Source organism: Chitinophaga lutea (genome assembly GCF_003813775.1).
GTDB lineage: Bacteria > Bacteroidota > Bacteroidia > Chitinophagales > Chitinophagaceae > Chitinophaga > Chitinophaga lutea.
Genome location: NZ_RPDH01000003.1, coordinates 580,470 through 606,896 on the forward strand (window position 1 = coordinate 580,470; position 26,427 = coordinate 606,896).

Annotated in this window: 19 protein-coding genes; 12 read left to right on the forward strand and 7 right to left on the reverse strand. The window is 54.3% G+C overall.

The features are described from left to right. Window positions 1-32: 32 nt before the first annotated feature. The 6 genes from EGT74_RS25420 (at window position 33) to EGT74_RS25445 (ending at window position 6,309) form a co-directional block, all read left to right on the forward strand. Window positions 33-1,871: a type VI secretion system Vgr family protein gene (locus EGT74_RS25420; RefSeq protein ID WP_123849428.1), complete on the forward strand. Its 1,839-nt coding sequence runs from the start codon at window positions 33-35 to the stop codon at window positions 1,869-1,871. A gap of 13 nt (window positions 1,872-1,884) precedes the next feature. Continuing rightward, window positions 1,885-3,531, forward strand: a complete 1,647-nt coding sequence (locus EGT74_RS25425; protein ID WP_123849429.1) for a polymorphic toxin-type HINT domain-containing protein — start codon at window positions 1,885-1,887, stop codon at window positions 3,529-3,531. Between the two features lie 31 nt (window positions 3,532-3,562). Further along, entirely contained in the window at window positions 3,563-4,018 is a 456-nt protein-coding gene (locus EGT74_RS25430) for a hypothetical protein (protein WP_123849430.1), read from the forward strand. Between the two features lies 1 nt (window position 4,019). After that, window positions 4,020-4,535 carry a tetratricopeptide repeat protein gene (locus EGT74_RS25435; RefSeq protein WP_123849431.1) on the forward strand — a complete coding sequence of 172 codons (516 nt, stop codon included), beginning with the start codon at window positions 4,020-4,022 and terminating at the stop codon, window positions 4,533-4,535. Window positions 4,536-4,650: 115 nt separating this feature from the next. After that, window positions 4,651-5,325, forward strand: coding sequence for a hypothetical protein (locus tag EGT74_RS25440; RefSeq protein WP_123849432.1), 675 nt, complete (start codon window positions 4,651-4,653; stop codon window positions 5,323-5,325). Between the two features lie 402 nt (window positions 5,326-5,727). Continuing rightward, entirely contained in the window at window positions 5,728-6,309 is a 582-nt protein-coding gene (locus EGT74_RS25445; RefSeq protein ID WP_123849433.1) for a PhnA domain-containing protein, read from the forward strand. Between the two features lie 525 nt (window positions 6,310-6,834). Here EGT74_RS25445 and EGT74_RS25450 read toward each other — a convergent pair. The 3 genes from EGT74_RS25450 to EGT74_RS25460 form a co-directional block, all read right to left on the reverse strand. Further along, window positions 6,835-7,809, reverse strand: a complete 975-nt coding sequence (locus EGT74_RS25450; RefSeq protein WP_123849434.1) for a 3-keto-disaccharide hydrolase — start codon at window positions 7,807-7,809, stop codon at window positions 6,835-6,837. 50 nt (window positions 7,810-7,859) lie between these two features. Then, the gene (locus tag EGT74_RS25455; RefSeq protein ID WP_123849435.1) at window positions 7,860-10,451 is read right to left on the reverse strand and encodes a phosphoenolpyruvate carboxylase; all 2,592 of its coding nucleotides are present in this window, start codon (window positions 10,449-10,451) and stop codon (window positions 7,860-7,862) included. 168 nt (window positions 10,452-10,619) lie between these two features. Beyond that, window positions 10,620-11,606, reverse strand: a complete 987-nt coding sequence (locus tag EGT74_RS25460) for a hypothetical protein (protein WP_123849436.1) — start codon at window positions 11,604-11,606, stop codon at window positions 10,620-10,622. 190 nt (window positions 11,607-11,796) lie between these two features. Between EGT74_RS25460 and EGT74_RS25465 the strand changes: the two genes are divergently transcribed. Together EGT74_RS25465 and EGT74_RS25470 are read left to right on the forward strand one after the other, a co-directional pair. Beyond that, on the forward strand, window positions 11,797-12,906 hold the full coding sequence (locus tag EGT74_RS25465) for an AI-2E family transporter (protein ID WP_123849437.1): 1,110 nt from the start codon (window positions 11,797-11,799) through the stop codon (window positions 12,904-12,906). Window positions 12,907-12,915: 9 nt separating this feature from the next. After that, on the forward strand, window positions 12,916-16,824 hold the full coding sequence (locus EGT74_RS25470; protein WP_123849438.1) for a hypothetical protein: 3,909 nt from the start codon (window positions 12,916-12,918) through the stop codon (window positions 16,822-16,824). Between the two features lie 247 nt (window positions 16,825-17,071). Here the strand turns inward: EGT74_RS25470 and EGT74_RS25475 are convergent, their stop codons facing one another. Further along, window positions 17,072-18,529: a hypothetical protein gene (locus tag EGT74_RS25475; RefSeq protein ID WP_123849439.1), complete on the reverse strand. Its 1,458-nt coding sequence runs from the start codon at window positions 18,527-18,529 to the stop codon at window positions 17,072-17,074. A gap of 20 nt (window positions 18,530-18,549) precedes the next feature. Beyond that, entirely contained in the window at window positions 18,550-19,302 is a 753-nt protein-coding gene (locus tag EGT74_RS25480) for a sterol desaturase family protein (RefSeq protein ID WP_123849440.1), read from the reverse strand. A gap of 101 nt (window positions 19,303-19,403) precedes the next feature. Here EGT74_RS25480 and EGT74_RS25485 point away from each other — a divergent pair, with 101 nt between their 5' ends. The 4 genes from EGT74_RS25485 to EGT74_RS25500 all read left to right on the forward strand — a co-directional run bounded on the left by EGT74_RS25485 (window position 19,404) and on the right by EGT74_RS25500 (window position 24,684). Next, window positions 19,404-19,751 (forward strand): YciI family protein, encoded by a 348-nt coding sequence (locus EGT74_RS25485; RefSeq protein WP_123849441.1) that lies wholly within the window; start codon window positions 19,404-19,406, stop codon window positions 19,749-19,751. Window positions 19,752-19,816: 65 nt separating this feature from the next. Then, window positions 19,817-20,998, forward strand: a complete 1,182-nt coding sequence (locus EGT74_RS25490; RefSeq protein WP_262697201.1) for an RNA polymerase sigma factor — start codon at window positions 19,817-19,819, stop codon at window positions 20,996-20,998. Between the two features lie 47 nt (window positions 20,999-21,045). Beyond that, window positions 21,046-22,185 carry a helix-turn-helix domain-containing protein gene (locus EGT74_RS25495; RefSeq protein ID WP_123849443.1) on the forward strand — a complete coding sequence of 380 codons (1,140 nt, stop codon included), beginning with the start codon at window positions 21,046-21,048 and terminating at the stop codon, window positions 22,183-22,185. Between the two features lie 195 nt (window positions 22,186-22,380). Then, a complete protein-coding gene (locus EGT74_RS25500) occupies window positions 22,381-24,684 on the forward strand; it encodes an outer membrane beta-barrel family protein (protein ID WP_158618297.1) in 2,304 nt (767 codons plus the stop codon). On the opposite strand, the gene EGT74_RS25505 is transcribed toward EGT74_RS25500, so the two are convergent. Next, entirely contained in the window at window positions 24,681-25,406 is a 726-nt protein-coding gene (locus EGT74_RS25505) for a LytR/AlgR family response regulator transcription factor (protein WP_123849445.1), read from the reverse strand. The genes EGT74_RS25500 and EGT74_RS25505 overlap by 4 nt on opposite strands. Continuing rightward, window positions 25,403-26,425: a sensor histidine kinase gene (locus EGT74_RS25510; protein WP_158618298.1), complete on the reverse strand. Its 1,023-nt coding sequence runs from the start codon at window positions 26,423-26,425 to the stop codon at window positions 25,403-25,405. Before EGT74_RS25510 ends, EGT74_RS25505 begins: the two co-directional genes overlap by 4 nt. Window positions 26,426-26,427 lie beyond the last annotated feature (2 nt).

Below are 26,427 nucleotides of genomic sequence, written 5' to 3' on the forward strand. Positions count from 1 at the left end.
TTTTTTACAATGATGCAAAAAGTGATCAATCCATGGAAGGTAAACTGATTGTCAATATCAACATTGAAGGCACGCCCATCCTTCATTTTTCATCCTTTACGCTGGAGCAGCGGTTTAACGCCCACCACTATTTTGAGCTGCGCTTCAATCACGATGAGATGGGCGAGCCCGGCCTCATCTCGCTGGAGAAAGGCAGGAACTACATGGGCAAAAACATTTCCGTACAGTTCGGCAAACTGGCGGCGGGTGAGCAGCAATTCACCGGTAAAGTCACCAAGGTGGAACTGTCGCAAAGCCATGGTTACCACGGCACGCTTATCGTGAGCGGGTATAGCCCCAGCATCCTCATCGACCGCGGCCCCGACCTGGGCTCGTACCTGAACAAGGACCTGTCTGCCATCATCCGCAAAGCCACGGAAGACGCGCCGGCCAACGATCTCAACCTGCAGCTGAACCCCGCCCGCAAAGAGCCCATCGATTACCTGATCCAATACCGCGAAAGCGATTACGAGTTCCTGAACCGCCTTTCCGCCGAATATCACGAATGGTTTTTTTACGACGGCGTGAAATTGCAGTTCGGCAAACCCGATAAACAGGAAGAAGTGAAACTCGTCTACGGCCGCGACGTGCACGCCCTGCAATACGCCATGCAGGTGGCGCCGCTCAAGAGCCGCAAATTCTTTTACAGCCCGAAAGAAGACGAGCTCTTCAAAGCCGAAGCCAAAGCCGCGCCTTCCGGCCAGCCGGACCTGGCGCATGCCGTGAATGCCTCCAACGAGCTGTACAGCAAAGTCTATTCGCAGCCGCTCCAGGTGCGGGTGGATACCCGCCAGGAAATCGAAACCTTCGTGGCCAACGAAGAAAAATCCAACATCGCAGATCTCCTCCAGATTACCGCCAGCGGCGACAACCCGCAGGTGGGCCTGGGAAAAATAGCCGACATCAGCATGAGCGTGAAAGAGTCGATGAGCTTCAACGTGCAGCAGCTCGGCCGCTTCCTCGTCACCGCTGTGTATCATCATGTAGACGGGGTAGGGCACTATCACAATACGTTCGAGGGCATCGTAGCCGATGCCGAACGCATTCCCGTCCGCCAGTACGATAAGCCGCTCGCGGATATGCAGCTGGCGATGGTGGAAGACAACGAAGACCCGAAAGGGCAGGGCCGCGTGAAAGTGAAATTCAAATGGGAATGTAACTGCAACGATGCCTCCGAATGGCTGCGCGTGGTATCACCCAATGCCGGCAGTTCCGAGAAAGTGAGCACCAACAGGGGCTTCAGGTTTGTGCCGGAAAAGGGCGACCAGGTGGTGGTGGCTTTTGAAGAAGGCAACATCGCCCGGCCGATCGTGATCGGCAGTGTGTTTCATGGTAAAACGGGCACCGGCGGCGGTGCGTCCAATAACGTCAAAAGCCTTTCTACCCGCAGCGGCAGCTCCGTTACCCTCAACGATGGCGACGGCAGCGTGGTGGTGAAGGATCCCAGCGGCGGTGTGCTGACCATGCACGGCGACGGATCGGTGACCCTCAATGCTCCTGTGTCTTTCACGATCAACACCAAAGACTTTGTGCTGAACGCCGGCAATACCGTTGCCATCAACGCCCAGCCCGGCGAAGGCGGCGGCGGCGAAGGTACCGTTACCATCAGTGCCAAGAAAAGCATTTCAGGAACGGCCGATACGGAAGACATCAATTTCACCGCCACGGCGAAAGGCATCCTGATCAGCGGCAACACCGACGTTACGGTGGAAAGCGTTACCGCCGCGGCCAATATCATCGGCAGCACCCTGGCTTCGATGTTCGGAGCGGACGTAACGGTAAACGGCGGCGGCACCATCAGGGTGGGATCACCGGATACAGATATCATTTAAACCAGCAGCCAGGATGGAACCACGCGAGTATATCACGTATAAAGCCATGATAGAGTGCGAAGAAGGCAGCGCCCCGGGCCTCTTCACGCCTACGTATAACCAGACGGTGAAGATCAACAGCTGTAAGGTATCTACCGCCCTGGACAAAATACCCCTCACCAATATCCCCAACTTCGTTGTCTGTAAAAAAACACAGAAACCCTGTGTGCCGGTACCCACCACCTGGGAAGATACTTATCCCGTAAAGGTGAAAGGGCAACAGACGCTCATCGGCAAAAGCTGCATCAAATGCAGCGTGGGCGGCAAGATCAAATTCCAGACCAGCGGCCAGGTGCCCCTTTCGCCTGAAGAAGAGGAACAGCTCAACGGCATGCGGGATGATGTGAAAAAAGCATACGACAAGGAACAGGAGGAGAAAAATAAACCCTGGTGGAAAAAAGCCGGGGAGTTCATCGTTGACTGTGTGCCGGTAGTAGGGCCCATTGTAAGCATGGCCAAGAATATCAGCGAGGGCAATTGGGGCATGGCCCTGCTCGACGTCGGTTTCCTGGCCCTGGATGTGGTGGGCGTGGTGGGCGCTCCGTTTACCGGCGGCGCTTCACTGGCGGGTAGTACCGCGCTGAAGATCGGCGCCCGGCAGGCCATCAAGGCGGGAGCGAAACAACTCGCCAAAAAAGCGGGCAAAGAAGCGCTGGAGGCCGGCGCCAAACAGGCGGCTGAAATGATCAGCAAACTGTCTATGCGCAGCCTCTCCAAAGGGCGGCTCTGCGTGTTCGCGTGTTTCCCTGCCGGTACACCGGTGGCTGTGCGGAACGGGCATAAAAACATCGAAGATCTCCGCGCGGGCGACGAAGTGTGGGCCTACAACGAAACAACCGGGGAAACCTCTCTGCACGCCATCAGCTACGTTTGGGAAAGGAACGTGCATATGCTCGTCACCATCCATGCCGGCACGGAAAAGATCACCACTACTGCGGACCATCCGTTTTATGCGGACGGCGCCTGGAAAGAGGCCGGCCTGCTGGAGCCCGGCAATACCCTGCAGCGCCGGGATGGCAAGCAGGTGGTGGTAATGGCGGTAGAGTTCCATTACAACAGGGAGAACGCGCCCGCATCGCTGTTGCAGACCGGCGCCGGCCATCAGCTGGAAGACATCGGCAGTGCGGACGAAGCGAACGAAAACAGCTGGAAAGTCTATAACTTTGAAGTAACCGGTGCGCACACCTATTTTGTGGGCGACCAGGAAATACTGGTGCATAACGCCGGCGGCGTTTGTGTAAGGGCCGTGGTGAAGAAAGTGAGCGCCCGCCTCCGCTACCTGGGCCGTACACCCGGCAAAGGCAGTAAAACGGGCCGCGAAGTGTTTGAGCGGATGAAGAAGACCCGGCCGCCCACCGCGAGGATCAAGAACGGCAAAAAGCAGTTCAAGTCCAAAAAGGACGGCAAATGGTACGACCTCGACAAAGCGGACATGGCGCACAAACGGGATGCGGTGGACTGGTGGAACAAGGTGGCCCGCAAAAAAGGCTACAAACCCAAAGGAAAAGAAGTGCGCGAGTGGATGCTCGATTCAAAAAATTATTATCTTGAACACAGAAGTTATAACCGCAGTGACGGTGCTTCGTTAGGAAAAACCTATTTACCGCCGTTCCGACGGTAACATTGAAAAACACCCGGAAAAAAACATCACTATGGCAATTGAAAAGTATCTTGACCTCCCGGATTCCGTTTATGATGAATTTGATGCCCTGAGCGACGAAGCGTATGAAGATTTTGTCAAGAAGAAATACAAATCCTCCTTCGAAAAGTATGAACGCTGCCTCGCCATGATTCCCGAACCGAAAAAAGATTATGGCGATGCGTCGAGCGTAATAGAATGGATGGTGGAAAACTACCTGAAGATCCAGGATTACCCGAATGCGAAAAAATGGGTGGAAGACCTGGGGAATTACCTGAAGAACAAAGATATCATGGGCGACTGGGAATTCCTCAAAGGCAAGGTGTACTACGAAGCAGGGGAGCCCGAAAAAGCGCTGGAAAACTTCCGTATCGCCAACGATAAAACGAAAGGCCGCTGCTTCGAAGAGCAGGATAAAAAATATATCACTTTCTTTAAAAATCCGGCTAAATACACCGGCAACAAATAAGATGGAACTGACGGAAGAAATATATGACCGCATTATGGAGCTCTCCGAAAAGGGCGATGACTTTGCGGAGAACGAGCAGTTCAGTGCCGCATTGAACCAATACCAGCAGGCCATCGACCTGCTGCCCGAGCCCAAGCTGGATTGGGAAGCCGCGACGTGGCTGTATACTGCCATGGGCGATGCGCATTTTAACCGGGAAGACCTTCCGAATGCGATGAATGCATACCAGCAGGCCCTTAAAGCGCCCGACGGTATTGCGAACCCGTACATCTGGTTCAGCATCGGGCAGGTGTATTTTGAATGGAAGCAGCTCGACGAAGCCAAGGAACATTTTATGCGCGCCTACATGCTGGACGGCGAAGATATTTTCGAAGACCAGCCGCCGGAGTACCTCGACCTCATCCGGGAAGAGATCAGCGATCTGCCGCCGGGAGAGCGGGAAGAGGGTGACGATGGCGAGGGCGGTGATGGCCCGGGTGGCAACAAATGGCTGCCTCCAGGCTGGGATAAAAACTGACTGATAGCGGCTCCGCAGTGATGCGGGGCCGTTTTTTTTTACAGGTAGCCGCCGGTACAAATGTTTGGTAAATTGCTAAAAAATTTAGTATTTTGCGATTGTAAATTACCTTACAATGGCAGTGGAATTGGAACAGATAGCCCTGGGAGGGCTGTTTTACCGGAAGGGGAAGGTAACGCAGGTGCGGGAGGAACATTTTCTGCAGATGGCCGCATTTGCGCGGGAGATCGATCCCATTCCGATTGATGGTATCCGGTTGTGGAAGCTGGGTTTTTCCCGGAACATTACCACCGGTGCGAGTTATAAATCATGGCAGGGCATCACCCTGTACCTGAAGCCCGGCACACTGAACCGCTGGCTGGTGCAATTTGAAGGGGTGCCGAAAGTGGGTGCCCTGGAATATATCCACGAGGTGCAGCGGCTCTGGTTCACGTTGTTCGGCGAGCACCTGACGCTGGTGGCAGGGGCCGTCAAAGAGAAGGACAGGGATAACGAAAAACCGCCCGTTCCGGAGCCGGTGGCCATTCCGGGAGATCACATCTACGACCAGCCTTATTATGTGACCTGGGATTCGCGGCTGCTTATCCGCACCGGGCGTATCGCGGTGTGGCGTATTGGCGAGGAAAAGACCCTTTTTGAATGGAGCGGCAGACGGGTGGGGCTCACCCTCGTAACCGGCCAGGCGTCGGAAGAAGACCGTGTATTAGGCGGGAAATGGTTGCAGCAGCACCTGGAAGCGGTGGGATTGCGAAACCCGGAAGGGGAGGACCCGGCGCGTTACCTGGGATAGGCTATCATCCGGAAGTTTTAGTACCGGATGGGAGGTGGCAGGCATGTCATCACTCTTGAATAGTTATTTCGCCTGATGCCCGCTATAAGCAAATCCGGTTGTGCGTATCATGTAATATCTCCGGGTAGTGGCAGTGCATGCTATGTTGGATTTCGGGGGAAAGTGAAGCGGGGTGGAGGTAATATCTGCCAACAGTTTATGCGTGTGTGGATGGGGGATTTCGGGAAAGTAAGTGGGATAGAGGTGATATCTGCCAACAGTTTCTGCGTGTGGGATGGGGGATTTCGGGGAAAATGAAGCGGGATGGCGGTGATATCCGTTGATAGTTTCTACGTGTGAGAATGGGGGATTTCGGGAAAAGCGCAGGGAAAGCTTATCTTTGCCGCCGTTTAAACGCGATTTATGAAACTGGAAGAGCAACTGCTGCAGCGAAGCGGCAACCAATGTGAATTATGCAAGGCCACCGGTACATTGAAAGTGTACGAGGTGCCGCCCGAAGCCGGCAGCTATGCGGAGCGCAACATCTACATCTGCGACAAATGTACCGCACAGATCAATAAAAAAGAAGAACTCGACAACGCGCACTGGAGCTGCCTCACGGAAGCCATGTGGAGCGAAGTGCCGGGTGTGCAGGTAGTAGCCTGGCGCATGCTCAACCGCCTGCGTAATGAAAGCTGGGCGGCGGACAGCCTGGATATGATGTACCTCACCGACGAAAACCTCGCCTGGGCCAAATCCACCGGCGATCACGAAAGCGACGGCTCGGTAGATCTGCATAAAGACAGCAACGGCACCGTACTGCAAAACGGCGATACCGTGGTGCTCACCAAATCGCTCGATGTAAAAGGTTCCACCCTCAACGCCAAACTGGGCACCGTGGTGAAGAACATCCGCCTTGTGCCGGACAACACGGAACAGATCGAAGGGAAAATCGAAGGACAGACAATCGTCATCCTCACTAAATATCTGCGCAAGCAGGGGTAATTGCGTCTTTGCAAAGCGGCAGGATATTTTATTGAGAAGGTTTTCGATAGCAGGAGAAGGCGCATTTACACCCCGAAGGACATTGCAGCATGGAGCGTTTTTTCGGTGAGAGGGATTGCGTCTTTACAAGCCGGTAGAATATTTTAGAACGTTTTCGATAGAGGGAGAAGATGCTTTACACCCCGAAGGACATTGCAGCATGGAGCGTTTTTTCGGTGATAGGGATTGCGCCTTCAAGCTGCAGGATATTTTAGAACGTTTTCGATAAAGGGAAAAGACGTCTTTGCAACCCGAAGGATATTGCAGCATTGCAGCATGGAGCGTTTTTTCGGTGAGAGGGATCGTGCTTTTGTAAGCGACAATATATGGTGCGGCTATTGTTTATCAGGATTTTAGGCAAGCGTATCCGCTACAGGCATTGTGCGAATTCGACCTCCCTTCAACGTACGATACACATTGAAACTAAAAATAAAAAGGGCCAGACACTCGTCTGGCCCTTTTGTTATGCGTAATATTTTTTGAATTTTATTTCGCCGGGGTGATCACGATTTTCCTGAACTCTATCGGACCATGGTCGCCCTGGATATAGATGGGGCCCGGGTCGCCTTCGTTGCTGTTGAGGGCGCCGCCGGTGATGCCGGGGATTTCCTGGTTACTGATCACCGTTTTGCCGTTGGCTACAACGGTCACCATACGGCCTACCAGCGTGATTTCATAGCGCTGCCACTGATCGGGGCCGAGAGCGTTGATCTCTGAAGGAGCGAGGAAGCCATACACACCGCTGTACAGTACGCTGGAGGGGTGCGCGTCTTTCGGGCTGTCTTCGATCTGCACTTCATACCGTCCTCTTAAATACACGCCGCTGTTGCTGCCTTTTTTGTAACGGAATTCCACCTGCAGTTTGAAGTCGGTGAACTCCTGCTCTGAAATCAGGTTGGCGCCGGATTTCGGGCTGGTGAGGATGCCGTTTTTGACTTCCCACTGGTTGGCCGCGCCAACTGCTTTCCAGCCGTTGAGGTCTTTGCCGTTGAACAGGTTGATGGGTTTGCCCCAGACCGGTGCCGCCGTACGTTTCAGGTAAGGCGCTTTTATGCCTTTCCAGTTGTATTTTTTGCCTTCGCTGGTGGTAATGGTCCCCTGGATGCCTTCACCCGCCAGTTCGCCTTCGATCACGAAGTCTTTGTCGCCGCTTTCCCACTGCGGGGGAAGGGTGAAGCTGAACTTGCCGTTATTGAAATTGACTTTCGCCACGGGGCGGGCGCTGCCGGAAGAACCTACAAAATAGCCCACCAGCGTACGGTAGCCGGAGAGTTTTACTTCCAGCCACGAAGGGCTGCTTTTGCCGTTTTCATCCACCGTGATGTCCCAACGGCCAATCAGTGCTTTCTGATCCTGCATGGTTTGTGTATGAAGCGGTAATTTGTCGTTGTCTGATGCAACTACAGCGGAAGCCGACAGCAATAAACAACTGAGGCCGCACACAATAAGTTTTCTATACATAATAACTGGTTAATTGAAGCTGAATCAACAAGATAAGGCTTATTTGCCTTTTACACAAGATTCCTGCCTGCGTTCACGATGCCATACACCGTCCGTATCACCAGTTTTTCATATACGCTTTTCAGTTCCGCGTCGCTGGTGGATTTGGAACGCTGCAAGGCGTAATGCTGCAGCACCACGAGCGGGAGCATGATGCGCTCGCGCAGCGCGATGGAGTTTTTCTCCACGGGGAATTCCTGCATCAGTTCCTTATTGCCGGTGAGCTCGAGCAGCATGGCCTTGGTGAGGTCGTACTCATTTTTCAGCAGGGTCCAGAAGGCGCCGTAGTGCTCATCGTGCTGCAGGTGCGCCGTGATGCGGAAGTCCGATTTGGACATGGACATGATGCAGTTATCGATCATGGTTTTGAAGAAACCGGACGTTTTGTACAGTTCCGCCGCGCAAGACCATTTGCCGCCTTCTTTCACCGCGCGCAGGGCAGAGCCTACGCCGTAGAATGCGGGCACGCTTTGTTTGAGCTGGCTCCAGGCGGTCACGAAACTGATGGCCCGAAGGTCTTCCAGCTTGAGCGCCGCGCCGGCGTTGCGTTTGGTGGGCCGGCTGCTGATGTTGATGTTGGACAACAGTTTCAGCGGGCTGAGGTTCTCGAGGTATTCGGTAAACAGCGGGTGCTCGCGAAGCGCCACGAACCGGCCGAAACTTTCTTCGGCCATGGTGGTGATCAGCTCTTTTTCTTTATAGTCGAGCACATCGCGCTGGTCCGGGTGCAGTACGGCCGCCACGCCGGCGTTTACCAGCTGTTCGATGTTGAACTTGGCGGTTTCCACCGAACCGTAGAGCGAGCTCACGGTCTGGCCCTGGATGGTGAGCTGTATATGGTCGTTGGCCACTTCTTCTCCCATCGCCGCATAGAAGCGGTGGGTTTTGCCGCCGCCGCGCGAGGGAGGGCCGCCGCGGCCGTCGAAGAAAGTGAGGTCGATGTCGTATTTGCGGGTGATGGCCGTCAGTTCCACCTTGGCCTGGTAAATAGACCAATTCGCCATCAGGTAACCGCCGTCTTTGGTGCTGTCTGAAAAGCCGAGCATGATCATCTGGCGGTTGCCGCGGCGCCTGAGGTGCTCTTTGTACACAGGGTGGGTGTAGAGCTGCTCCATTACGCCGGCCGCATGTTTCAGGTCGTTGATGGTTTCGAAAAGCGGTAGGAAGTCGACGGTGAGGTCGTCTTTCGTCCAGCCGCACCATAAAAACAGGTTCATCAGCTGCAGAATGTCCGAAGCCTGCTGGCAGTTGCTGATAATAAAGCGGTGGCTGGCCATTTCCCCGTTCTGCTGCTGGATGCTGCGCATCAGGCGGATGGTGCAGAGGGTATCGTTGATCATGGGATCTACGCCGGGAACGGGTGCTTCGGCGCAGGGGAAGTCCACTTCATTGAAACTGATGAGCCGCAGTTTTTCTTCTTCGGACAAACCGGCATATTCTTCCGCGGGCAGGCCATTGTTCAGTTCGGGCTGGTTGAGGCCGAAGCGGAACACGTTGCGCAGCACCCGGCTGTCTTGCCGGATGTCGAGCCGGGCGAAATAGCAGCCGAAGAGGCGGATTTTCAGTGACAGGTCGTCTACGAGGTTCACGAACAGGCCGTCGTGGTCTTTGACGAGGGTGTCTTTGATATTTTGCAGCAATCCTGCCATTTCCTCCTGGAGGTCCGGCGCGTTGGGCCGGGGATTGAAGGCATTGTCGTACATGATGCGGCCGAGGGCGTTCATCGGCTCTTCGATGCCGCGGAAGGTGATGCGGCGTTTCAGTGCCCGGTAGTCGCGGTAATAGCATCGGAACACCGTTTGGCGCAGTGCCGCGGCTACCGTGCGGGTGGTGTCCGTATTAACGTTCGGGTTGCCGTCACGGTCGCCGCCGGGCCAGAAGCCCAGTTCGAAAATGCCGGCCAGCACGTCGCCGAGGTCGAATTCTTCGTTGAGGCGGGTCTGGATATCGGCCAGCGCGTTGTAGAACACGTGTTCCACGAACCACATCAGGCTCAGGGCCTCATCCACGGGCGTGGGCGAGGTTTTATTGAAGAAGGGCGTTTTGCCCAGCTGCTGCAGTAATAAGTTGATGGCGTTGATGTCGTTGATTTTCAGGGCCTCGATGAGGTCCGTCATGATGGTGAGCACCGTGCCGGGGTAAAACTGGGTGGGGTGGGCTGTGAGCACGAGGCGGAGGGAGAAATTCCGCAGTTTTTCGCTGATCTTGTCCCGCACCTCGTCGTCCTGCGCGATCTGCTGCACGAGGCCCTGGAGGGTGCCGTTGCCGTCGGTACGGCTCAGTTTGCTGAACGAAGAGTCTTCAATGGCGTCGAAGAGCACCACCTGCCTTTCGATGTACTGGATAAAGCGGAAGAGGCGGTTGATCTGCTCCCTTTCGTCGATTTCCGGGGCCCTTTCTTTGAAGAAGGTTTCGATGATCTCGGCCGGCGACTTCAGTTTGGCGACGCCTTTTTCGCAATGGGAGGTGAAAAACGGCAGTAAAATGCCGGTATCTTTTACCTGGTAAAACGGCAGGGTTAAAAATAAACTGTTATACAACTCAAAGCGCGTGATCACTTCACGGGTGTATATATCTTTCTGGTTGCCGGACTGTTTCAACATGGACTATTCGTTAAGCACCGGCAAAATTATAAATATTAATAAGAAAGATGGGGAAAAGTTGGGGTGTGGGGAGGAATTTTGGGCAGAAGATGGCGAAAGTGGGATTACGGGGAGGGTAAAGCTGTTTAGAATGCATGGATGATTGTTTTTTGTTATTTGTTTAAGGCGTCATTCTTCCGGCGCCAGCACAATGATGGTTTCGCCATTCTGCCGGATAGCTATTTTTGAGGTGGCGCTGTCAAAACAAATTTGCGGGTTGGTCGCATTTTCCTGTGATATGAAGGAAGAATTTTGTTTGCCGGAGTCGATATCTTCCATTGTATGTAATACTTCCCCGGTTTCGATGTCGATGATCTTGGGATATCGAAACAAGTCCCATGCTTTTGTGCTGTTGATCGGGAATACATTTCCGAATGGCCCCTGTACTTTCACCGCCGGAGAAATCGTGTTCTCCAGATGGTTCCATATGGCGATATGATTTTCCGGTAAAATGGGTACGGCTTCATCATCAAAAGGCTCGCTTTCGGTGGAGCCAATCAGTATATTCTCACCATCCAAAAATGCCGCTACGTTTACATCTATCCCGACAGCCGGCTCGACCAGACGGTTATCCAGTAATGCAGGGTTATTAAAACATGCTTCGATGTTGTATAGAGCAATGGTGTTGACCGGATGCCATTCCCAGCCGCGTACCATCAGGAACTTTTTATCCGGGCTAATCAGCAACCTCGAGTGGAAAGTATCGCCAGGATGGCGATCGGGGCTATCGGTGACGAGTTCACCCGTTTCAACATCTTCAAAATCCAGCCGGCAATATTTCAACGGGCAATGGGCCAGGTAAGTCCGGTTTTCGAATGTAATAAAGGCCGCCGGGTATTCGTAAGAATCCGAAAAATAGTAACTGCGGTTGATTTCGCGCAACAGGATGCCGTTTTTCAGCAAGAGCCCTTTGGTGCCCAGTCTTTTATATAAGAACACGTAGGTTCCGTTTTCAGATGCAATGACACCGTCAAAGGTGGAGTAAGTGTATGCCAGGAGATCGTTGCGGGTACCATCCGGCTTATATTGCTGTCCGGCACTTCTCCAGTCCACAATACTACCCTGGAACCAATCAATTGTTTCAAGGTAGTTCGTTTTGATAATTTGTTTTTTCATAGTCAGGAATTACAGATCGCGGCGCTGAGGTTGGCATCCGATTGCAAGTATAGTAAAAAGTGGACTGGGAAAGTAAAGTCATCCACCACCTATGTGTTGAGTATGATATCCGGCAAAACCTTCAGATCATTGATAATTAACCACATCACAGCCAAAATTTGTTATTTTTATTTACAATTACCGGATCCATATGCGTTTTACCCTGCCCAATAACTCCCGAAGCATCATCGAAACCATCCTGGTGCTGCTATTGCTCCTGGCCCTCATCTTTGCGGTGTATGATGTGCTCAGGGTCTTTTTCGGGGTGTTTACCTTCGCGCTTATTTTCTCTGTATCCTTCGCCTCGCCGTATGAACGCCTCGCCAAAGCGCTGGGCAAACGCCGGAAGCTGGCCGCCACGATCTATGCCCTTGTATTGATCCTCCTCATTGCCATACCGGTAGTGTACATGGTGGGTGCGCTGGGCAAACACATGAAAGATGTGCTGAATTTTTATACGGAGATCAAAACGCATGGCCTGCCGCCGTTACCGCCGCAGGTAACACAGCTGCCGGTGATCGGGGATTCCGCAACGACCTTCTGGCAACATCTCCGCGAAAACCCGCAGGAAGCGCTGATGGGATACGAACATCAGATCAGGGCCGCCCTTCACCGCATTCTCACCGGGGGCGCGGGCGTGCTGGGCACGGCGCTGCAATTCATTGTAGGCATCATCATATCCGCAATCCTGCTGGCCGGCGGGGAGAAAGTGATCCGGCCGCTGAAAGTGGCGCTGGGGCACCTGCTGGGCACGCGCGACGGGATGGCGCTGCTCGATGCGACCAATAACGCCATCAGGGGCGTGTCTATCGGCGTGATGGGCACGGCGTTCATTGCCGCGTTCATTTCGTGGATCGGTTTCCTGATCGCCCATCTCCAGTTCCCGATTTTGCTGGCGGCCATTGTGTTCTTCCTTGTGCTGATACAGGTAGGGCCTTTGCTGGTATGGCTGCCGGCCGTCATTTTACTGGCCATCAACGGGCATACGGGTACGGCGGTATTTGCGGCGGTATACGGCGCGCTGGTGCTGGTGGTGGACGCGGTGCTCAAACCCATCCTGATCGCCAAAAGCGGCGGCAGGCTGCCTTTCCTGGTGCTGTTCATTGGCGTGGTGGGTGGGCTCGCGGCATGGGGATTTACCGGCATGTTCAAAGGCGCCATCATCATGGCCGTATTCTATACAATTTTTACCTCCTGGCTGGAACGGAAGGCAGACAAACCCGGCACTACGGAAACCGCCGGGGCCGGAGAATTCATATAAATCACCGTTTTGAAAAGAGCGCTCAAACGTATATCGGTTTTTGTGGTGGCAGTGGTGGCGGTCTGCATCGCGCTGTTCTACTACGTTCTCACGTACCGTTTCAAGGAAAGCCTGCGCTACGCCGTCAAAATGCAAACCAAAGGGCGGTATGCCTTTGATGCGGGCAGCGCGGAAGTGTCGTTCCGGAAAATGGCCATCACCCTGCGGAAGTCGTCCGTACGCTGCCTCGATCCGCGGGATGATGCGGCGGCTTACGACATCCATATCCCGGAAATGTATTTTTCGCTGGCGTCGTGGACAGACGTGCTGGTGAACAAAAAAGTGATCGCAGACAGCATTGCCTTCATCGCGCCGCACGTCAAAATGAACGTGCGGCGGAGAGCCGCGCGGAGAAAGGAATTTAAAGGAACGGACATCCTGGATATCCTCGAAAAAACACTCATGCATTTCAACGCCCGCTCTTTCACCATGAAGGGCGCGGTGTGCGAATACCTCCCGGACAATGCGCCCGCGCTGCGCGTTAACGATATCAACCTGTATGTGCAGAATTTCAGGGAAGTGAACAATGACGATAGCCGCTTTTTCGGTTCTGACCGGGTGGTGTTTTTCCTTGGGCGCCAGCATTGGGTATTGCCGAAACGAAGGCAGGAAGTGCGTTTCAGTTCCCTGCGCTTCGACAGTAAAGGCCAGCGCCTGGAAATAGACAGTGTGGATTACCAGGAACAGGACACTTCGGGTAAAGGAGGGCTGCAGTTGCAGGCCGACCGTTTGTTTTTTAATTCACGGCACCTGCCGGCGCTATACCAGCACAACCGTTTGCTGATCGATACCCTCACCTGCGTGCGCCCGGTGCTAACGGTGCCGCACGGCCGCCACGGCGCGCCGAAGGATACCGCGATGGCGGCCAGCCGCATGCCGTTCCGGTATGTGCAGATCGGTTTTATCAACGTCGTGGATGCAGATGTGCATCTCACGGGCCGCCAGGCGGCCAGCCGCAACAGTAACCTGCGCATCTACAACCTGCGGGTGACACCGGGCGCACAGGACCCGCTGCAGCTGGACAGTATCCGGATGGATTTGAAGCAGCTCGTTTTTTATTCGCGCGACAGTTTATACCAGATGCGCATCGACGAGTTTACCGTGGAGCGGGACGGGATTTTATTTTCCGGGGTGCACTATTCGCCCACGGACAAGAACCGCGCCGCCAAAACGGTGACGGCCACAGCGCCGGCGTTGCGGCTGAAGAACGTGAATTTCGAGTCCCTGCTCCGGAAACATCTTCACGCCGACGAGGCGGAACTGGTCAGTCCCGTTATTACCGTACATCAGCAACATGCCCGTGCGCCGAAAAAAGCGCCTGTTGCGGGCGATCAAAAAAAGATGGACATCTTTTACCAGACGCTGCATGGCATCAGCGAGATGGTACATGTGGAGCATTTCCGGCTGCGCAACGGTGAACTGGGCTTCAAGGCGGGAGGAGAGCAGGGAGCGGCGTTACAGGTGCATGACATCAATGCGCACGTTCTGCTGAACCGGCTTTTTCACAGCGATTCGCTCGTGGACGTAAAGCACGCCATCCCCGACCTTCGCGTGGGGCATATGGAACTGCAATCAAAAGGCGCGCGGATATCTGCCCGTAATTACCGCTTCGACGGCGTGACGCGGCGGAACTGGGGCGAATCCATCGATGCGCACCTGCCCAATGGTTCGCATATCGCGATAAAAGATATTTTCTGGGAAGTGTTCGACTGGGATGTGCTCCAGCAAACCGGCGACATCCAGGTAGCGCAGCTGCGCGCCGGCAGCATCGTGGCGAACATCCGGCAGGGCGCTGCAAAAAAGCCCGCTCGTCCGCTGCCCGTCATCCGCATCGCCAACGTGCAGGCCAACCAGTTTTCGCTGACGCAGGCTTCGGAGCAGGGCAGCACACGGATAAACGGGAAGGCGCTGGTATTACAGCAGCTGCAAAGCGCCAGCGATCATTTTGCCTGGAGCAATGCGTCCGTACAGTTGTCGGAACTCGCGGTGAAACGCCCGGCCTGGCTGCTCACCGCGGGTGCCGGAACGCTGCACAGCAACCGGGAGAATGTGCTGCACGGGATCCGGTTTGAAAAAGACGATGTGAAAGTGCATTTGCCTTTGCTCCGGTTTAAACTCCCGCTTCACTCATCCGCCATCTCATCATTAAACATCCCGTATCTCTACGCAGACAGCGCAACGGTGGACGTGATTGCGCGGAAACGGACGGATGGTGCAGCCATGGCAGGGATGGGCAATAAAGGCCTGCAACCGGCCAATACCACATACGGGCAAACCGTAGGTGCCCCAAAGCCGCAGCCTGCAGGGGGGGAACCGGTAAATCCGCAATCAACCCGCACCTCCGTAGCCGTAACGAGCGCTCGTACCATGCAACCAACGGATCTCGATGTGGAAAATGGCCGGCAACCAAAGACGGCGGCCGCACATCCGACGCCGGACATTCACGCCGGTGATATTCAAATCAACCATACGCACATCAGCTACACCGGTATCAAGGAAAAGGACTCCGTTCATCTTAATACAACCTTGCAACTGCGCATCAAAGACGCGCACTCGGCAGCACATCGCATTACGTTCCACTCCGCCGCTGCTTCGCTGTCTGACACCCGGCTGCAGCAAACCGGGGTACAATTGCAGCTGCCCTTTGCCCGGCTGGAACTGCGGGAAGGTGCGATGCAGCAGGGCGCTTTCTCCGCGCATGCGGTGCTGGACTGGCGTGATGGGGTCTTTCATTTCAGCAAAGGGGGCGCACAGGTAAGTGCCGAAGCATTGTCTGGCAGCGTTCCGCGGATGCTGATGACGTTTCGGGAGGGTGAGGCCATCAACTGGCAGCAAGTGGCAGCGCATCTTGCCGCATCGGGCCGCAAGCTCCATTACGGTAACGACAAACTCAATGCAGGAGCAGGTTCATTTGAGTGGACAGGCAACGCGCTGCGGTTGAAAGATATGTTCATGCTGCCGGTGCTGGACAGGGAAGCGACGTTCCAAAAAGAAAAATGGCAGGGCAATTATATGACATTGAACGGTGGAACGGTCACCCTGTTTCCTACCGCCATCAGCGATTCGATGGTGCACATCGGCAGGGTGGAGCTGGATAGCGCGGACCTGCATGTGTCGAGAGACAAGCTGCTGCCTTTTCAGCACGGGGTGGAAAAATTCATGCCCACCACGCTGGTGCGCAACATCAGGTTTCCCTTCCGGGTAGATACCATTCAGATTGCAGGCAGTAAAGTCACATATGCGGAACGTACGCCCAAATCGAAAGGCTGGAGCGAAATACCGTTAACAAACCTGTCGGGTACCATTCTTCGCCTGGGGAACCGATTTGACGGTAATGATTCATTGTATGTAAACGCATCGGCCAACGTATTCAGCGGCAACGTGCGGCACCTGACTTATGTGGAATCGTACGGCGACAGTCTTGCGGGGTTCGCCGCCAGCCTCGGTGTGGCGCCCGCCAGCTTGCCGGAACTGGCCGGCAGTGCAATGCCGCACGGGAATGTAAAGGTTGTGAGCGGACAGATAGATACGGTTTACAGCACCTGGGAAGGCAATACCTATGCCGCTTTCGGGCAGATGCACTTTTATTACAGCAACCTCCGCGTGAAAATCGGGAGCAGGCGCCACCCCGGCAAATGGCGGCTGGTGCCGGCCCTGGAAACCTGGCTGGTAAACCTGCTGATTCCTTCTCGCGTCACGAAACCTTCCCTGATCTTTTACCCCCGCGACCAGGAGCGTTTTATCTTCAACTACTGGATCAACGTGCAGAAACGTGGGGTGATGACGGCCGTGGGTTTGAAGCGCAATCGTGCTTACCGCAAACAATACCGCAAATATCAGCAACAGTACCGTTTGCCGGCAACGGCGACGGGATTTTGATTTCATCGGGTTAAGAAAGGGGGATGCCTGAGCGATGACGTTTCGCAAACAATACCGCAAATACCAGCGACAGTACCGTTTGCCGGCAACGGGATTTTGATTTCATCGGGTTAAGAAAGAGGTGTTGCCTCAGCTACGGTGTTTCCCTGCGATGACCGCCTGGCCGTCCATGATCAGCTGAACTGATTGGTGATGACCCGCCATCGTCATTGCGATGGATGTATAGTATGGCGGAAATTCGCTGCCGTTAAAAATTATGGATATATGATATGAGCGCCCCGGCTTGAATCGTACGGGCGTTAACCGGCTGCGGGTCCCCGAGCAGGAAATTGTCTTCGTCCGGGTGATCGAGGTTGATGGTCTGGTCGTACCGGCCGGTGCTGCCGTAGGAAAGCAGCAATCCTGCCCGCACGTGGTACCGCTTCTTACGCATGCTTACACCCACCTGTGCATGATACATGTCCCAGTCGGTGGTGTTGACTTTATAGCCCTCGGTAACGGTGCGGACGTCACCATTGATACCCTTGTCATACGTGAAATCCGTACGCAGGCTCGCGAAAATGAGCGTGGAGCCCATTATCCTGTAACTAGCGCCTATTCCCACATTCAGCACACCGCGCCTTTCGTCGTTGAGCTGCAGCATGGAGGCGGCCGCATTACTGCTGCCGGTATCCGGCCGGATGAAAGCTGCGGGTTTGGGTTTTAGCACCTGGTAAGCTTTTACCGGGGCGAAGTATTCGGCGCAGATGTAAAGCTGCCCTCGCTGGTGCATATACGTATAGCCGGCGGCGATACTCAGCGGGTTTTTCCAGTTGGTCTTCAGGCTGCTCTGCCGTGTGCTGGCCAGTATATTGATGGCCTGCGCGGGAGTGACCATCAGGTTGCTGATTTCCACATTCGATATGATCGTGCCTTTCCCGTTGACTTTCCAGGTGGGCGTAGTCACCAGGAAACCGACATGGTGACTGGGCGACAGTTCCCAGGCCAACCCGGCGCGTACCCGGAAACCGGCCTGGTGATAAGACGCGGTGTAGTTTTCAGACACGGTGGTGATGGGCGCCAGCACCGTATCGGGGCCGGCAGGGTTCATAATGGCCCGCCCGACGTAATCGACCGTGGTACTTTGTTTGCGAACGAAGGCTTCGGCAGTGAGGCCCACCGAAATGCGTTTGTTCAACCGCATACCGTCCGCCAGCTGAAAGGAGGTATGATCTACCCTGTTGGCGGATTTGTACTGACCGATAAAGGTTTCCGCTCCCGGACTGTAGCTATTGTTCAGCACATCCTGCACCACATCTTTTTGCTGCGATACGCCATAGTCGATCACCGGTGTATGTACGATGGCATAGGCCAACGTGAAGGGCAGCTTCTTTTTAATGAACGGTACCGCGTGGGAAGCCACCATCGGCACGATGCTCGTGCCCTGCGAACGGAGATGCAGCCCCGTGCCGAGCCCGTCTTTCATAAATATCGATTGCCACTGGTAAATGGTGCCGCTTAGGGAGGAGGTGCTTCCGGCTGTGTTCACGAGCAGGGCGGGGTTATAAAACAGCACACCGCTATCGCGGTTCTGGGCAATTACGGAGCCCGGCATAAAATAACCCGCCGGTCCGTAGCCGGCCGACCAATAGTTGGCGTCCTGCGCGCGCAGGTTGGTAAAAACGGCCAGCAGGCATGCCGGCAGCAGCAGGTAAACAAATCTCATAAGCATTCAAGGCGTTTTGATCAGCGATGCGCCACGGTTTCATATTTTTCTTCATAGTCTTTCCGGATGGTGCCCATCCACCGGTCCCACCACAGGAAGTACAGCCCGTAGTTTCCCTTAAAAAACTGGTGATGCTGATTATGGTTAAACGATGTATTGATCCATTTGCCGATGCGGTTTCGTGCGAACCAGCGCGGGTACAGTTCCCAGCCGAGGTGGCCATACACATTGTAGACCATTTGTACCACAAATAATGAAATGAGGTGCGGATAGGTGAGGGGCATGGTAAATACCAGCACGGGCAAAATGCCGATTTCGATGACGGCTTCCAGCGGGTGAAAGGCAAAGGCGGCCCAGGGCGAGGGGTTGGTAGAGAGATGGTGGACTTTATGCACCGCAGGGAAAACAGGTTTCCAGTGCATGAAGCGGTGCATCCAGTAAAAGTAGGTGTCGTGTATGAAAAACATAATGGGGAAGGCGGCGATGAACCATACCATGCCATAATCGGCGATGTTGCGGTAATAAAAAGTATAATCCACTACCGGCTTACGGAGCACCACCATAACGCCCAGTGAAAAAAGCAGGATGGTGAGGAAGGAGAATAGTATTTCCCGGGCATAATCGCTGTTTTTCGGAAAACGCTGCTGGATTTTCCTGAGCAGAATACGCCTGCGGAGGAATACATAACACAGCAGGAACGCAACGCCCGCGATAATGAAGTAACGGAGCGCGATGAGGGTGAAAATGGCAATCCAGCGGTCGAACCAGGGCATACAGTCAATGATATTGCAGGAAAGTTAGTGAAAAAATCGCCGTTTTTGTCCCCATGCAATACTTTCGGTCGTTATGCTGATGAAACCATAAATTTGTTATCATGAAAGAGTTCGTATTAATTTTCAGGAACAGCACCAATCCGCACGAGAATCCTTCTCCCGAAACGATGCAGGAAAGGATGAGCTGGATGGCTGGCGTGGCCGCGCAGCAGAAGCTCGTGGATAAAGGGAACCGTTTGTCCGCCAGCCAGGCAAAAACCGTGAAACCCGGTAATGTGGTGACCGACGGACCATACACCGAGATCAAGGAATTCATCAGCGGCTATCTGATCATTAAAGCTGCCAGCATCGAGGAAGCGGTGGAAATCGCCAGGCAGAACCCGACTTTCAAAACGGGAGGCAGCATTGAAGTGCGTGCCGTGCTGACGCCGGACGATAAACACGTGTAAGTATGGGCGAGGGGGAAGCTACGAGCGGGCTGATCCCGCATTTATTCAGATTGGAGTATACCAAGATGACGGCCGTTTTATGCCGTCATTTTGGGCTGCAGCATATGGAAACCGCGGAGGACATCGTCAGCGAAACCTTCCTCAAAGCCACCGAAGTATGGACTGAAAAAGGTATTCCCGAAAACCCGACGGCCTGGCTATATACCGTCGCCAAAAATAAAACGAAAGACTACCTGAAACGGCTATCCGTTTTCGAAACGCAGGTAAAAGGCGCTATCAGGCCCGAGGCCGCTGAAGAAGCTCCCGCCTTTGAATTTGACACCCAAACGATCGCGGACGGCCAGCTGGCCATGATCTTTGCCGTATGTGACGCGGCCAATTCCACCGAATCCCAGATCTGCCTGGCATTGCAGGTGCTCTGCGGTTTCAGTGTGGAGGAGATTGCCGATGCCTTCCTTGCCAAAACCGAAACCATCAAAAAGCGGCTGCTGCGGGCCAGGGCCGTGTTGCGCGATATACAGTTCCATACGGGGCCTTTACGGGAAGCGGCGATTACCGCCCGCCTCGACGCGGTACTGCAAACGCTTTATCTTTTATTCAACGAAGGATATTTTTCAAAATCCGGCAACCGCGCCATCCGGAAAGATCTGTGCTCGGAAGCTATGCGGCTGACGCTGGTGCTCACAGAAAACCCCCTCACCTGCACGCCGCAGGCCAATGCACTGCTGGCACTGATGTGTTACCAGAGCTCCCGGCTCGACGCGCGGGAAGATGAGGCGGGTGAAGCGATATTGTTCGAGCAGCAGGATAAGGAGCGCTGGAGCCGCGAACTGATTGATAAAGGCAATCACTACCTGGTGAATGCCTGTTCCGGCCACGAAGTGTCGAAGTACCACCTCGAGGCAGGTATCGCCTACTGGCATACCACGCCTTCGTCTGATAAAAAATGGGAGCACATCCTGGGGTTGTACAACGAACTGATCGTGATGGCCTATTCGCCTATGACCGCCCTCAACCGCACATTCGCCTTTGCCAAAGTGTACGGCAACGGGCCGGCTATCGCGGAAGCGGAAAAATTGCAGCTCGAAGGCACGGGCGACTATCACGCCCTGCTCGGGTACCTGTATGCGGATACGGACGTTGCAAAAGCCGTCGCCCATTACCGCAAAGCCATCCAGCTTACCAAATCCGCCTCCGGAAAGAAAACCCTCGCCAAAGAAATCACACGGCTGGCGACAGGAAACTGAGATTTTAGCCGGGATGCTCTATTTTAGCGCAAAAATTCACCAGCTGCATGGACAGGCTCAGTTTAATCGGCATCATTGGTTTTGTGACGGTTTTTATCTGCTTTTTGATGGGGCTCTTCCTGCTCACCGTCAAAACGAAGCATAAACTGAGCAATGTGCTGTTTGCCCTGTATATCTTCGTGGCCGGCCTCGACTTCAGCGGATTTTTTATCTACCGCTTCCTCGATGCGTACAACAACTGGGAGATGCTCCGCACCCAGACCTCCCTGCTTTCCATGCCGCTGTTTTACCTGTACGTGCTGTCTGTCTGTTATTCGGATTTCAGGCTGCGGCCCGTTCACCTGCTGCACCTGTTGCCTTTTGTGATCAGCAACCTTGCGGTGGTACAGGAGTATTACCTGGCCGGGCAGGCGGCCAAAACGTATTATTTCGAGCACTATGGCAGCATGCCACAGGTACAGGTGAAGCGGGTGGTGCTCGAACTGCAGTCCGTGTTTTACATCACGGCGATCTTCCTGACGCTGAAAAAATCGAGGAATATCTTTCTTGAAAACTATACCGGCCCGTCGATCGTGTCTTACAAATGGCTGTTCCAGCTGGTGGTGATAACCACGGTAGTGCATGTGATCGTTTTTTTGCGGATGCTTTTCCAGTGGACGACCGATGATGAAAATGCCATTACCTGGGCACTGCTGTTCGGCGCCATCACGGCCCTGATCGTGATGTGCTGGTTTGTGCTGAAAGCTCTTTACCAGCCCGAGCTTTTCAGGGGCGTGGATTCCACGCTGCCGCTGGTCAGGGAAATGTTGCCGGAACCGGAAAGCGTAAAACCATCCGGGACGGAAGAGAAAATCGCCATGCTGAAGGCCTATATGGAGCAGGCGGAACCTTATCTTGAACCGGACCTCACCATACAGGAACTGGCCGCGCGGATGAACATGCCCATGCGGGAATTGTCGTTGCTCATCAACCATCACCTCAACCAGCACTTCTTCGATTTTATCAACGGGTACCGGATCGAGAAGGCCAAAAAACTGCTGAGCAGCTCCACGAAGCAGGCGCTGAATGTACAGGAAATCTTATATGAAGTAGGTTTTAACTCCAAATCGTCGTTCAATACGGCTTTTAAAAAGCATACGAATACCACACCGACGCAATACCGAAACAGCTCGTTATCAGGTAATTGAGAAAAGTCGAACGCTTTTTTCGGAAAGTCGTACCCAATTACCGGCATCAAAACGGTTCGATTTTATGAAGTCGTCCGCCTCCCCGGAGGGGGTATCGCACCTTTGTGCCCATAACATCGAATTATGGGCAGATTTGTAATTTTTTGGATGTGTACGTTCCCGTGTTGGGCGCATGCACAGGTGAACCTTTCCGGCATGGTGCAGCACAATGCCGCTCCCGCTGCTTTTGCGAATGTGGTGCTCCTCAATACCGCCGGGAAGGTGGAACAGGGGGCGCTGACGCAGGAGAACGGCAGCTTCCGGTTGGCGGTGAAAAGCGGCCGGTATACCGTCAGGATAAGTTATGTGGGCCTGGCGCCCTGGGAGCGCACCCTGCAATTGGAAAAAGACACTTCACTGGGCATCGTGACGCTGAAAGAACAGGAGGGCCGGCTGAGGGAGGTGGTGATCACCGGTGGAAGAAAGCTGGTGGAGCAGCAACCCGACCGCCTCATCTTTAATGTCGAAAACAGTATCGCCGCCGTGGGGGGGAACGCCCTCAACGCACTCGGCGCTGCGCCGGGCGTGCTGGTGCAGCACAACGTGATTTCCATGCTGGGCAAAGGCGCCAGCCGGGTGATGATCAACGGCCGGATGATCGAGCTGACGGGGGAAGACCTCGCCGCCTACCTGTCGTCCATCAGCGCCGCCGATATCAAAAACATCGAGATCATCACCAATCCACCCGCACGGTACGATGCGGCCGGGGCAGGCGGGCTTATCAATATCAACCTGAAAAAAGGCGCCGCCAACGCCTGGAAAAACACCACGGTGCTGAGTTACGACCAGAACGCCTATGCTTTTTATTCGCTGCGGAACAGTTTCCTCTACCAGCGGAATAAACTCCGGCTGGCCGCCTCCATCGGGGGAAAAACCGGGTACCTGAAAACCCGGGAGGAATTAAAGACTTATTACGTGAAAGGTCTCTGGCAACTGGGGATTGACGGGAAGGAAAAACAGGAGAACCTGAACGGGAGCGTTGCCGTGGATTATGATTTTACCGATAACATATCCGCCGGTGTCCAGTACGCCGGTCAGCACAACAACCCGGACCGGTCGGATGTGGCGACGATTGCCATACACGATGAGGCAGGCAGCGTGGCATCTTACCTCATCAACCGCGGGCAGAACGATATCGGCAATACCAGCCATACGCTGAATGCGCATCTCATTGCGAAGCTGGATACCCAGGGCCGGCGGTTTTCCTTCGATCTCGACCGTTTCGTGTACCGGTCGGGCATCGACAACCAGTTCGCGGCATCATCGTATTCTTCGGAGATGGCTTTCCTGCTGACGGGGCAAATGGCCCGCAATGTTTCGGAACAGCATATCTATAACACCAGCGCAACGGTGGATTTCGATTACCCCATGAAGGCGTTCCGGCTAAACTACGGGGCAAAGCTCAGTTTTATAACCAGCAAATCCGGCGGAGACTATTACAACACCATCAGCGGCCGGCCGGTGTGGGAGCAGGAGCGCTCCAACCGGTTCGATTACCGGGAATATAACCAGGCAGCATACGCCTCCGGCAGCAAAACATTCAATGCTCATATCAGCCTTCAGCTGGGCCTGCGGCTTGAGCACACAACAACGGAAGGGCATTCGCCACCCAAGCCCGGCTGGTACGTTAACAGTTACCTCAAACTGTTCCCGTCCTTATCCTTCTCCTATAAAATGAACGACGATCACGGGTGGGTGCTGAACTATGGCCGCCGTATCACCCGGCCGGGTTTCCGCGACCTGAACCCGTACCGCTCTTACCTGAACAGTAAAAGCTATTCCGAGGGCAACCCGTTCCTGCAACCGGCGCTCAACGACAATCTTGAGGTGGCCTACACATACAAGGGAAAATTCCGGACGAATGCATTCCTGCATATCACCAGCAACGGCTTCGGGGTGATATTCAAGGCCGACCGCGCCACCAATACCCAAACCGTTATTCGGGAGAATTATTACAAGGAATACGCGTTCGGGATAGGGGAGAACTATACCGGCAATATCACGCCCTGGTGGGAAAGCAGCAACGACCTGTATCTGCTGAGCTCCAGGACGTGGTTCCACGGGATTGATGCCGTGCCGCTGAACGGCGAGCAGCTGTATTTCAATACCGTCAACGCCTTTTCCCTCAGCCGTGCTACCAAACTGCAGGTCGACTTCCTGTACAGTTCGCCGTTCAAAAAAGGGCTGTACGAGATCGGCTACCGGATGAGGTTCAATATCGGCATTAAACACAGCATGCTGAACAACCGCCTGCAGCTGGCCGCGTTTGTAAACGATGTTTTCAATACCGCTTACCTGAAAGATTATAATTCCGTCGTCAACTCCATCCGGCAGGAATACAGCCAGAACAACAGCAGCCGGTATTTCCGTTTGTCGCTCACCTACCAGTTCGGGAACAGTAACCTCGATATCCGGAAGCGAAGCGGCGGCAACGACGAAGAAAGGAAACGGGCAGACTAATGCTGCGGTCTTCTTCCATCTTTCGACAGCAGCACCCGGTTCACCACCTTCTCCATCACTTCATCGCGCAGCGTGCGGCCCAGGGGGACTTCGCGGCTATGTAGGCGGATGATGTTGCCTTCGATGGCCTGGATGCAATTCATGTTGACGATGAAAGATTTGTGTACCCGGATGAACGTGTGGGCTGGCAGGCTTTCTTCCACGGCTCTGAACGTAATGTGGATGATGATCTTTTTGACGGCGGTGTGCACGATCACATAGTTCTGCATGCCTTCGAGGTACAGGATGTCTGATAGCATCACTTTTTCATACACCTGGTTCTGTTTCAGGAAGATGTAATCCGGCGCGGGCACCTGTTGCAGCAAAAAGTAATCGCGTGCCTTATGGACGGCTTTGATGAAGCGCTCCGGGGATATGGGTTTAAGCAGGTAGTCAAGCACGCTCAACCGGAAACCTTCCAGCGCATAGTCCGGATAGGCAGTGGTGATGATGGTGGTCGGGGGATTGGGCAGCGCTTCGAGAAAGGAGAGACCCGAGAGGCGCGGCATATTGATGTCGAGGAACATGAGGTCCACCTGTTGCTGCATCAGCGCATTCTGTGCGAAGATGGCGTTTTTATAGCTGCCGGTCACTTCGAGAAAATCCATGTCGGCGGCCAGTTGCTCCATGCCTTCACGGGCGAGGGCTTCGTCGTCTACAATGATGCATTTCATCTTTTTCATATGTCGCCGAGTTGGATAGATAATTTGATGGAAAACAGATGTTCTTGCTGCGAGATTTTCAGGTTGTGGCGGCCGGGGTAGAGCAGTGAGAGCCTTTTTTGCACGTTCCTGAGCCCGATGCCGCCGGATGTCGGAAGCCCGGGCGTCTGTTGCTGATGGTCGAAGGTGTTGGTCACTTCCATCGTCAGCAGTTGCCCGTGCAGCGCGGAGTCGATCTTTACGAAGTTGCCGTCATAACGGTCGCGCGAAACGAACTTGAATGCGTTCTCGATGAAGGGGGACAGCAGGAAGGGAGCAATCAACCGGTTGCCCGGCGCTTCCGGCCACCGGCATTCCGCTGTGACGTCGCTGCCCCAGCGCGTCATTTCCACATTCACGTAATTTTTCAGATAGCCGATCTCGTCATTCAGCGGGATGTACGCTTTGCCGCTGTCATACAACTGGTGGCGCAGCATGTCCGAGAATTTCAGCAGCACGGACGATGCCTGCTGTACGTCTTTTTTCATCAGCACATGGATGCTGTTCATGACGTTGAAAAGGAAATGCGGGTTCACCTGGTCGCGCAGCAGTTGCAATTCCGCTTCGAGATGCGCATTTTGCAGGGTACGGTGTTTTTTGTCGATGGTGGCATGCTCCCGGTAGAACCGGATGCCGCATATGCTGCCGGTGATCAGCAGGGCGCTGGTGAGCATGGAAAACCACCGGGCGATCAACGACATCTCTTCCGGGTCAAAATAACGGTCGATCAGGGCGAAGAGCAGGCCCATCACACTACAGGCCAACAGCCCGATGCCCACGAAGCGCGCCAGCTGGCGGCGCCTGATGAACACCGGCAACAACACGTCGCTTAGCAGCAGTGTGAACGGGATGGCGGTGCCGATGATCAGCGAGGTGTACAGCACCGAACGGTAGAACCCCATCGGCGACTGGATCATGACCTGCATAAAGAGGCTCAGGGTCAGCAGCGTCCACACGAATACCTGCAAAGGCCACCATTTCAACGTTTTTTCTTCCTGCATGT

Excerpts from the sequence above, each read along its gene's own strand:
- EGT74_RS25460 (WP_123849436.1), bottom strand. The coding sequence starts at position 11,606 with ATGAAAAAACAAATTATCAAAACGAACTACCTTGAAACAATTGATTGG.
- EGT74_RS25485 (WP_123849441.1), top strand. The coding sequence starts at position 19,404 with ATGAAAGAGTTCGTATTAATTTTCAGGAACAGCACCAATCCGCACGAG.
- EGT74_RS25420 (WP_123849428.1), top strand. The coding sequence starts at position 33 with ATGGAAGGTAAACTGATTGTCAATATCAACATTGAAGGCACGCCCATC.
- EGT74_RS25475 (WP_123849439.1), bottom strand. The coding sequence starts at position 18,529 with ATGAGATTTGTTTACCTGCTGCTGCCGGCATGCCTGCTGGCCGTTTTT.
- EGT74_RS25425 (WP_123849429.1), top strand. The coding sequence starts at position 1,885 with ATGGAACCACGCGAGTATATCACGTATAAAGCCATGATAGAGTGCGAA.
- EGT74_RS25430 (WP_123849430.1), top strand. The coding sequence starts at position 3,563 with ATGGCAATTGAAAAGTATCTTGACCTCCCGGATTCCGTTTATGATGAA.
- EGT74_RS25510 (WP_158618298.1), bottom strand. The coding sequence starts at position 26,425 with ATGCAGGAAGAAAAAACGTTGAAATGGTGGCCTTTGCAGGTATTCGTG.
- EGT74_RS25490 (WP_262697201.1), top strand. The coding sequence starts at position 19,817 with ATGACGGCCGTTTTATGCCGTCATTTTGGGCTGCAGCATATGGAAACC.
- EGT74_RS25445 (WP_123849433.1), top strand. The coding sequence starts at position 5,728 with ATGAAACTGGAAGAGCAACTGCTGCAGCGAAGCGGCAACCAATGTGAA.
- EGT74_RS25505 (WP_123849445.1), bottom strand. The coding sequence starts at position 25,406 with ATGAAAAAGATGAAATGCATCATTGTAGACGACGAAGCCCTCGCCCGT.
- EGT74_RS25455 (WP_123849435.1), bottom strand. The coding sequence starts at position 10,451 with ATGTTGAAACAGTCCGGCAACCAGAAAGATATATACACCCGTGAAGTG.
- EGT74_RS25495 (WP_123849443.1), top strand. The coding sequence starts at position 21,046 with ATGGACAGGCTCAGTTTAATCGGCATCATTGGTTTTGTGACGGTTTTT.
- EGT74_RS25465 (WP_123849437.1), top strand. The coding sequence starts at position 11,797 with ATGCGTTTTACCCTGCCCAATAACTCCCGAAGCATCATCGAAACCATC.
- EGT74_RS25480 (WP_123849440.1), bottom strand. The coding sequence starts at position 19,302 with ATGCCCTGGTTCGACCGCTGGATTGCCATTTTCACCCTCATCGCGCTC.
- EGT74_RS25435 (WP_123849431.1), top strand. The coding sequence starts at position 4,020 with ATGGAACTGACGGAAGAAATATATGACCGCATTATGGAGCTCTCCGAA.
- EGT74_RS25500 (WP_158618297.1), top strand. The coding sequence starts at position 22,381 with ATGGTGCAGCACAATGCCGCTCCCGCTGCTTTTGCGAATGTGGTGCTC.
- EGT74_RS25440 (WP_123849432.1), top strand. The coding sequence starts at position 4,651 with ATGGCAGTGGAATTGGAACAGATAGCCCTGGGAGGGCTGTTTTACCGG.
- EGT74_RS25450 (WP_123849434.1), bottom strand. The coding sequence starts at position 7,809 with ATGTATAGAAAACTTATTGTGTGCGGCCTCAGTTGTTTATTGCTGTCG.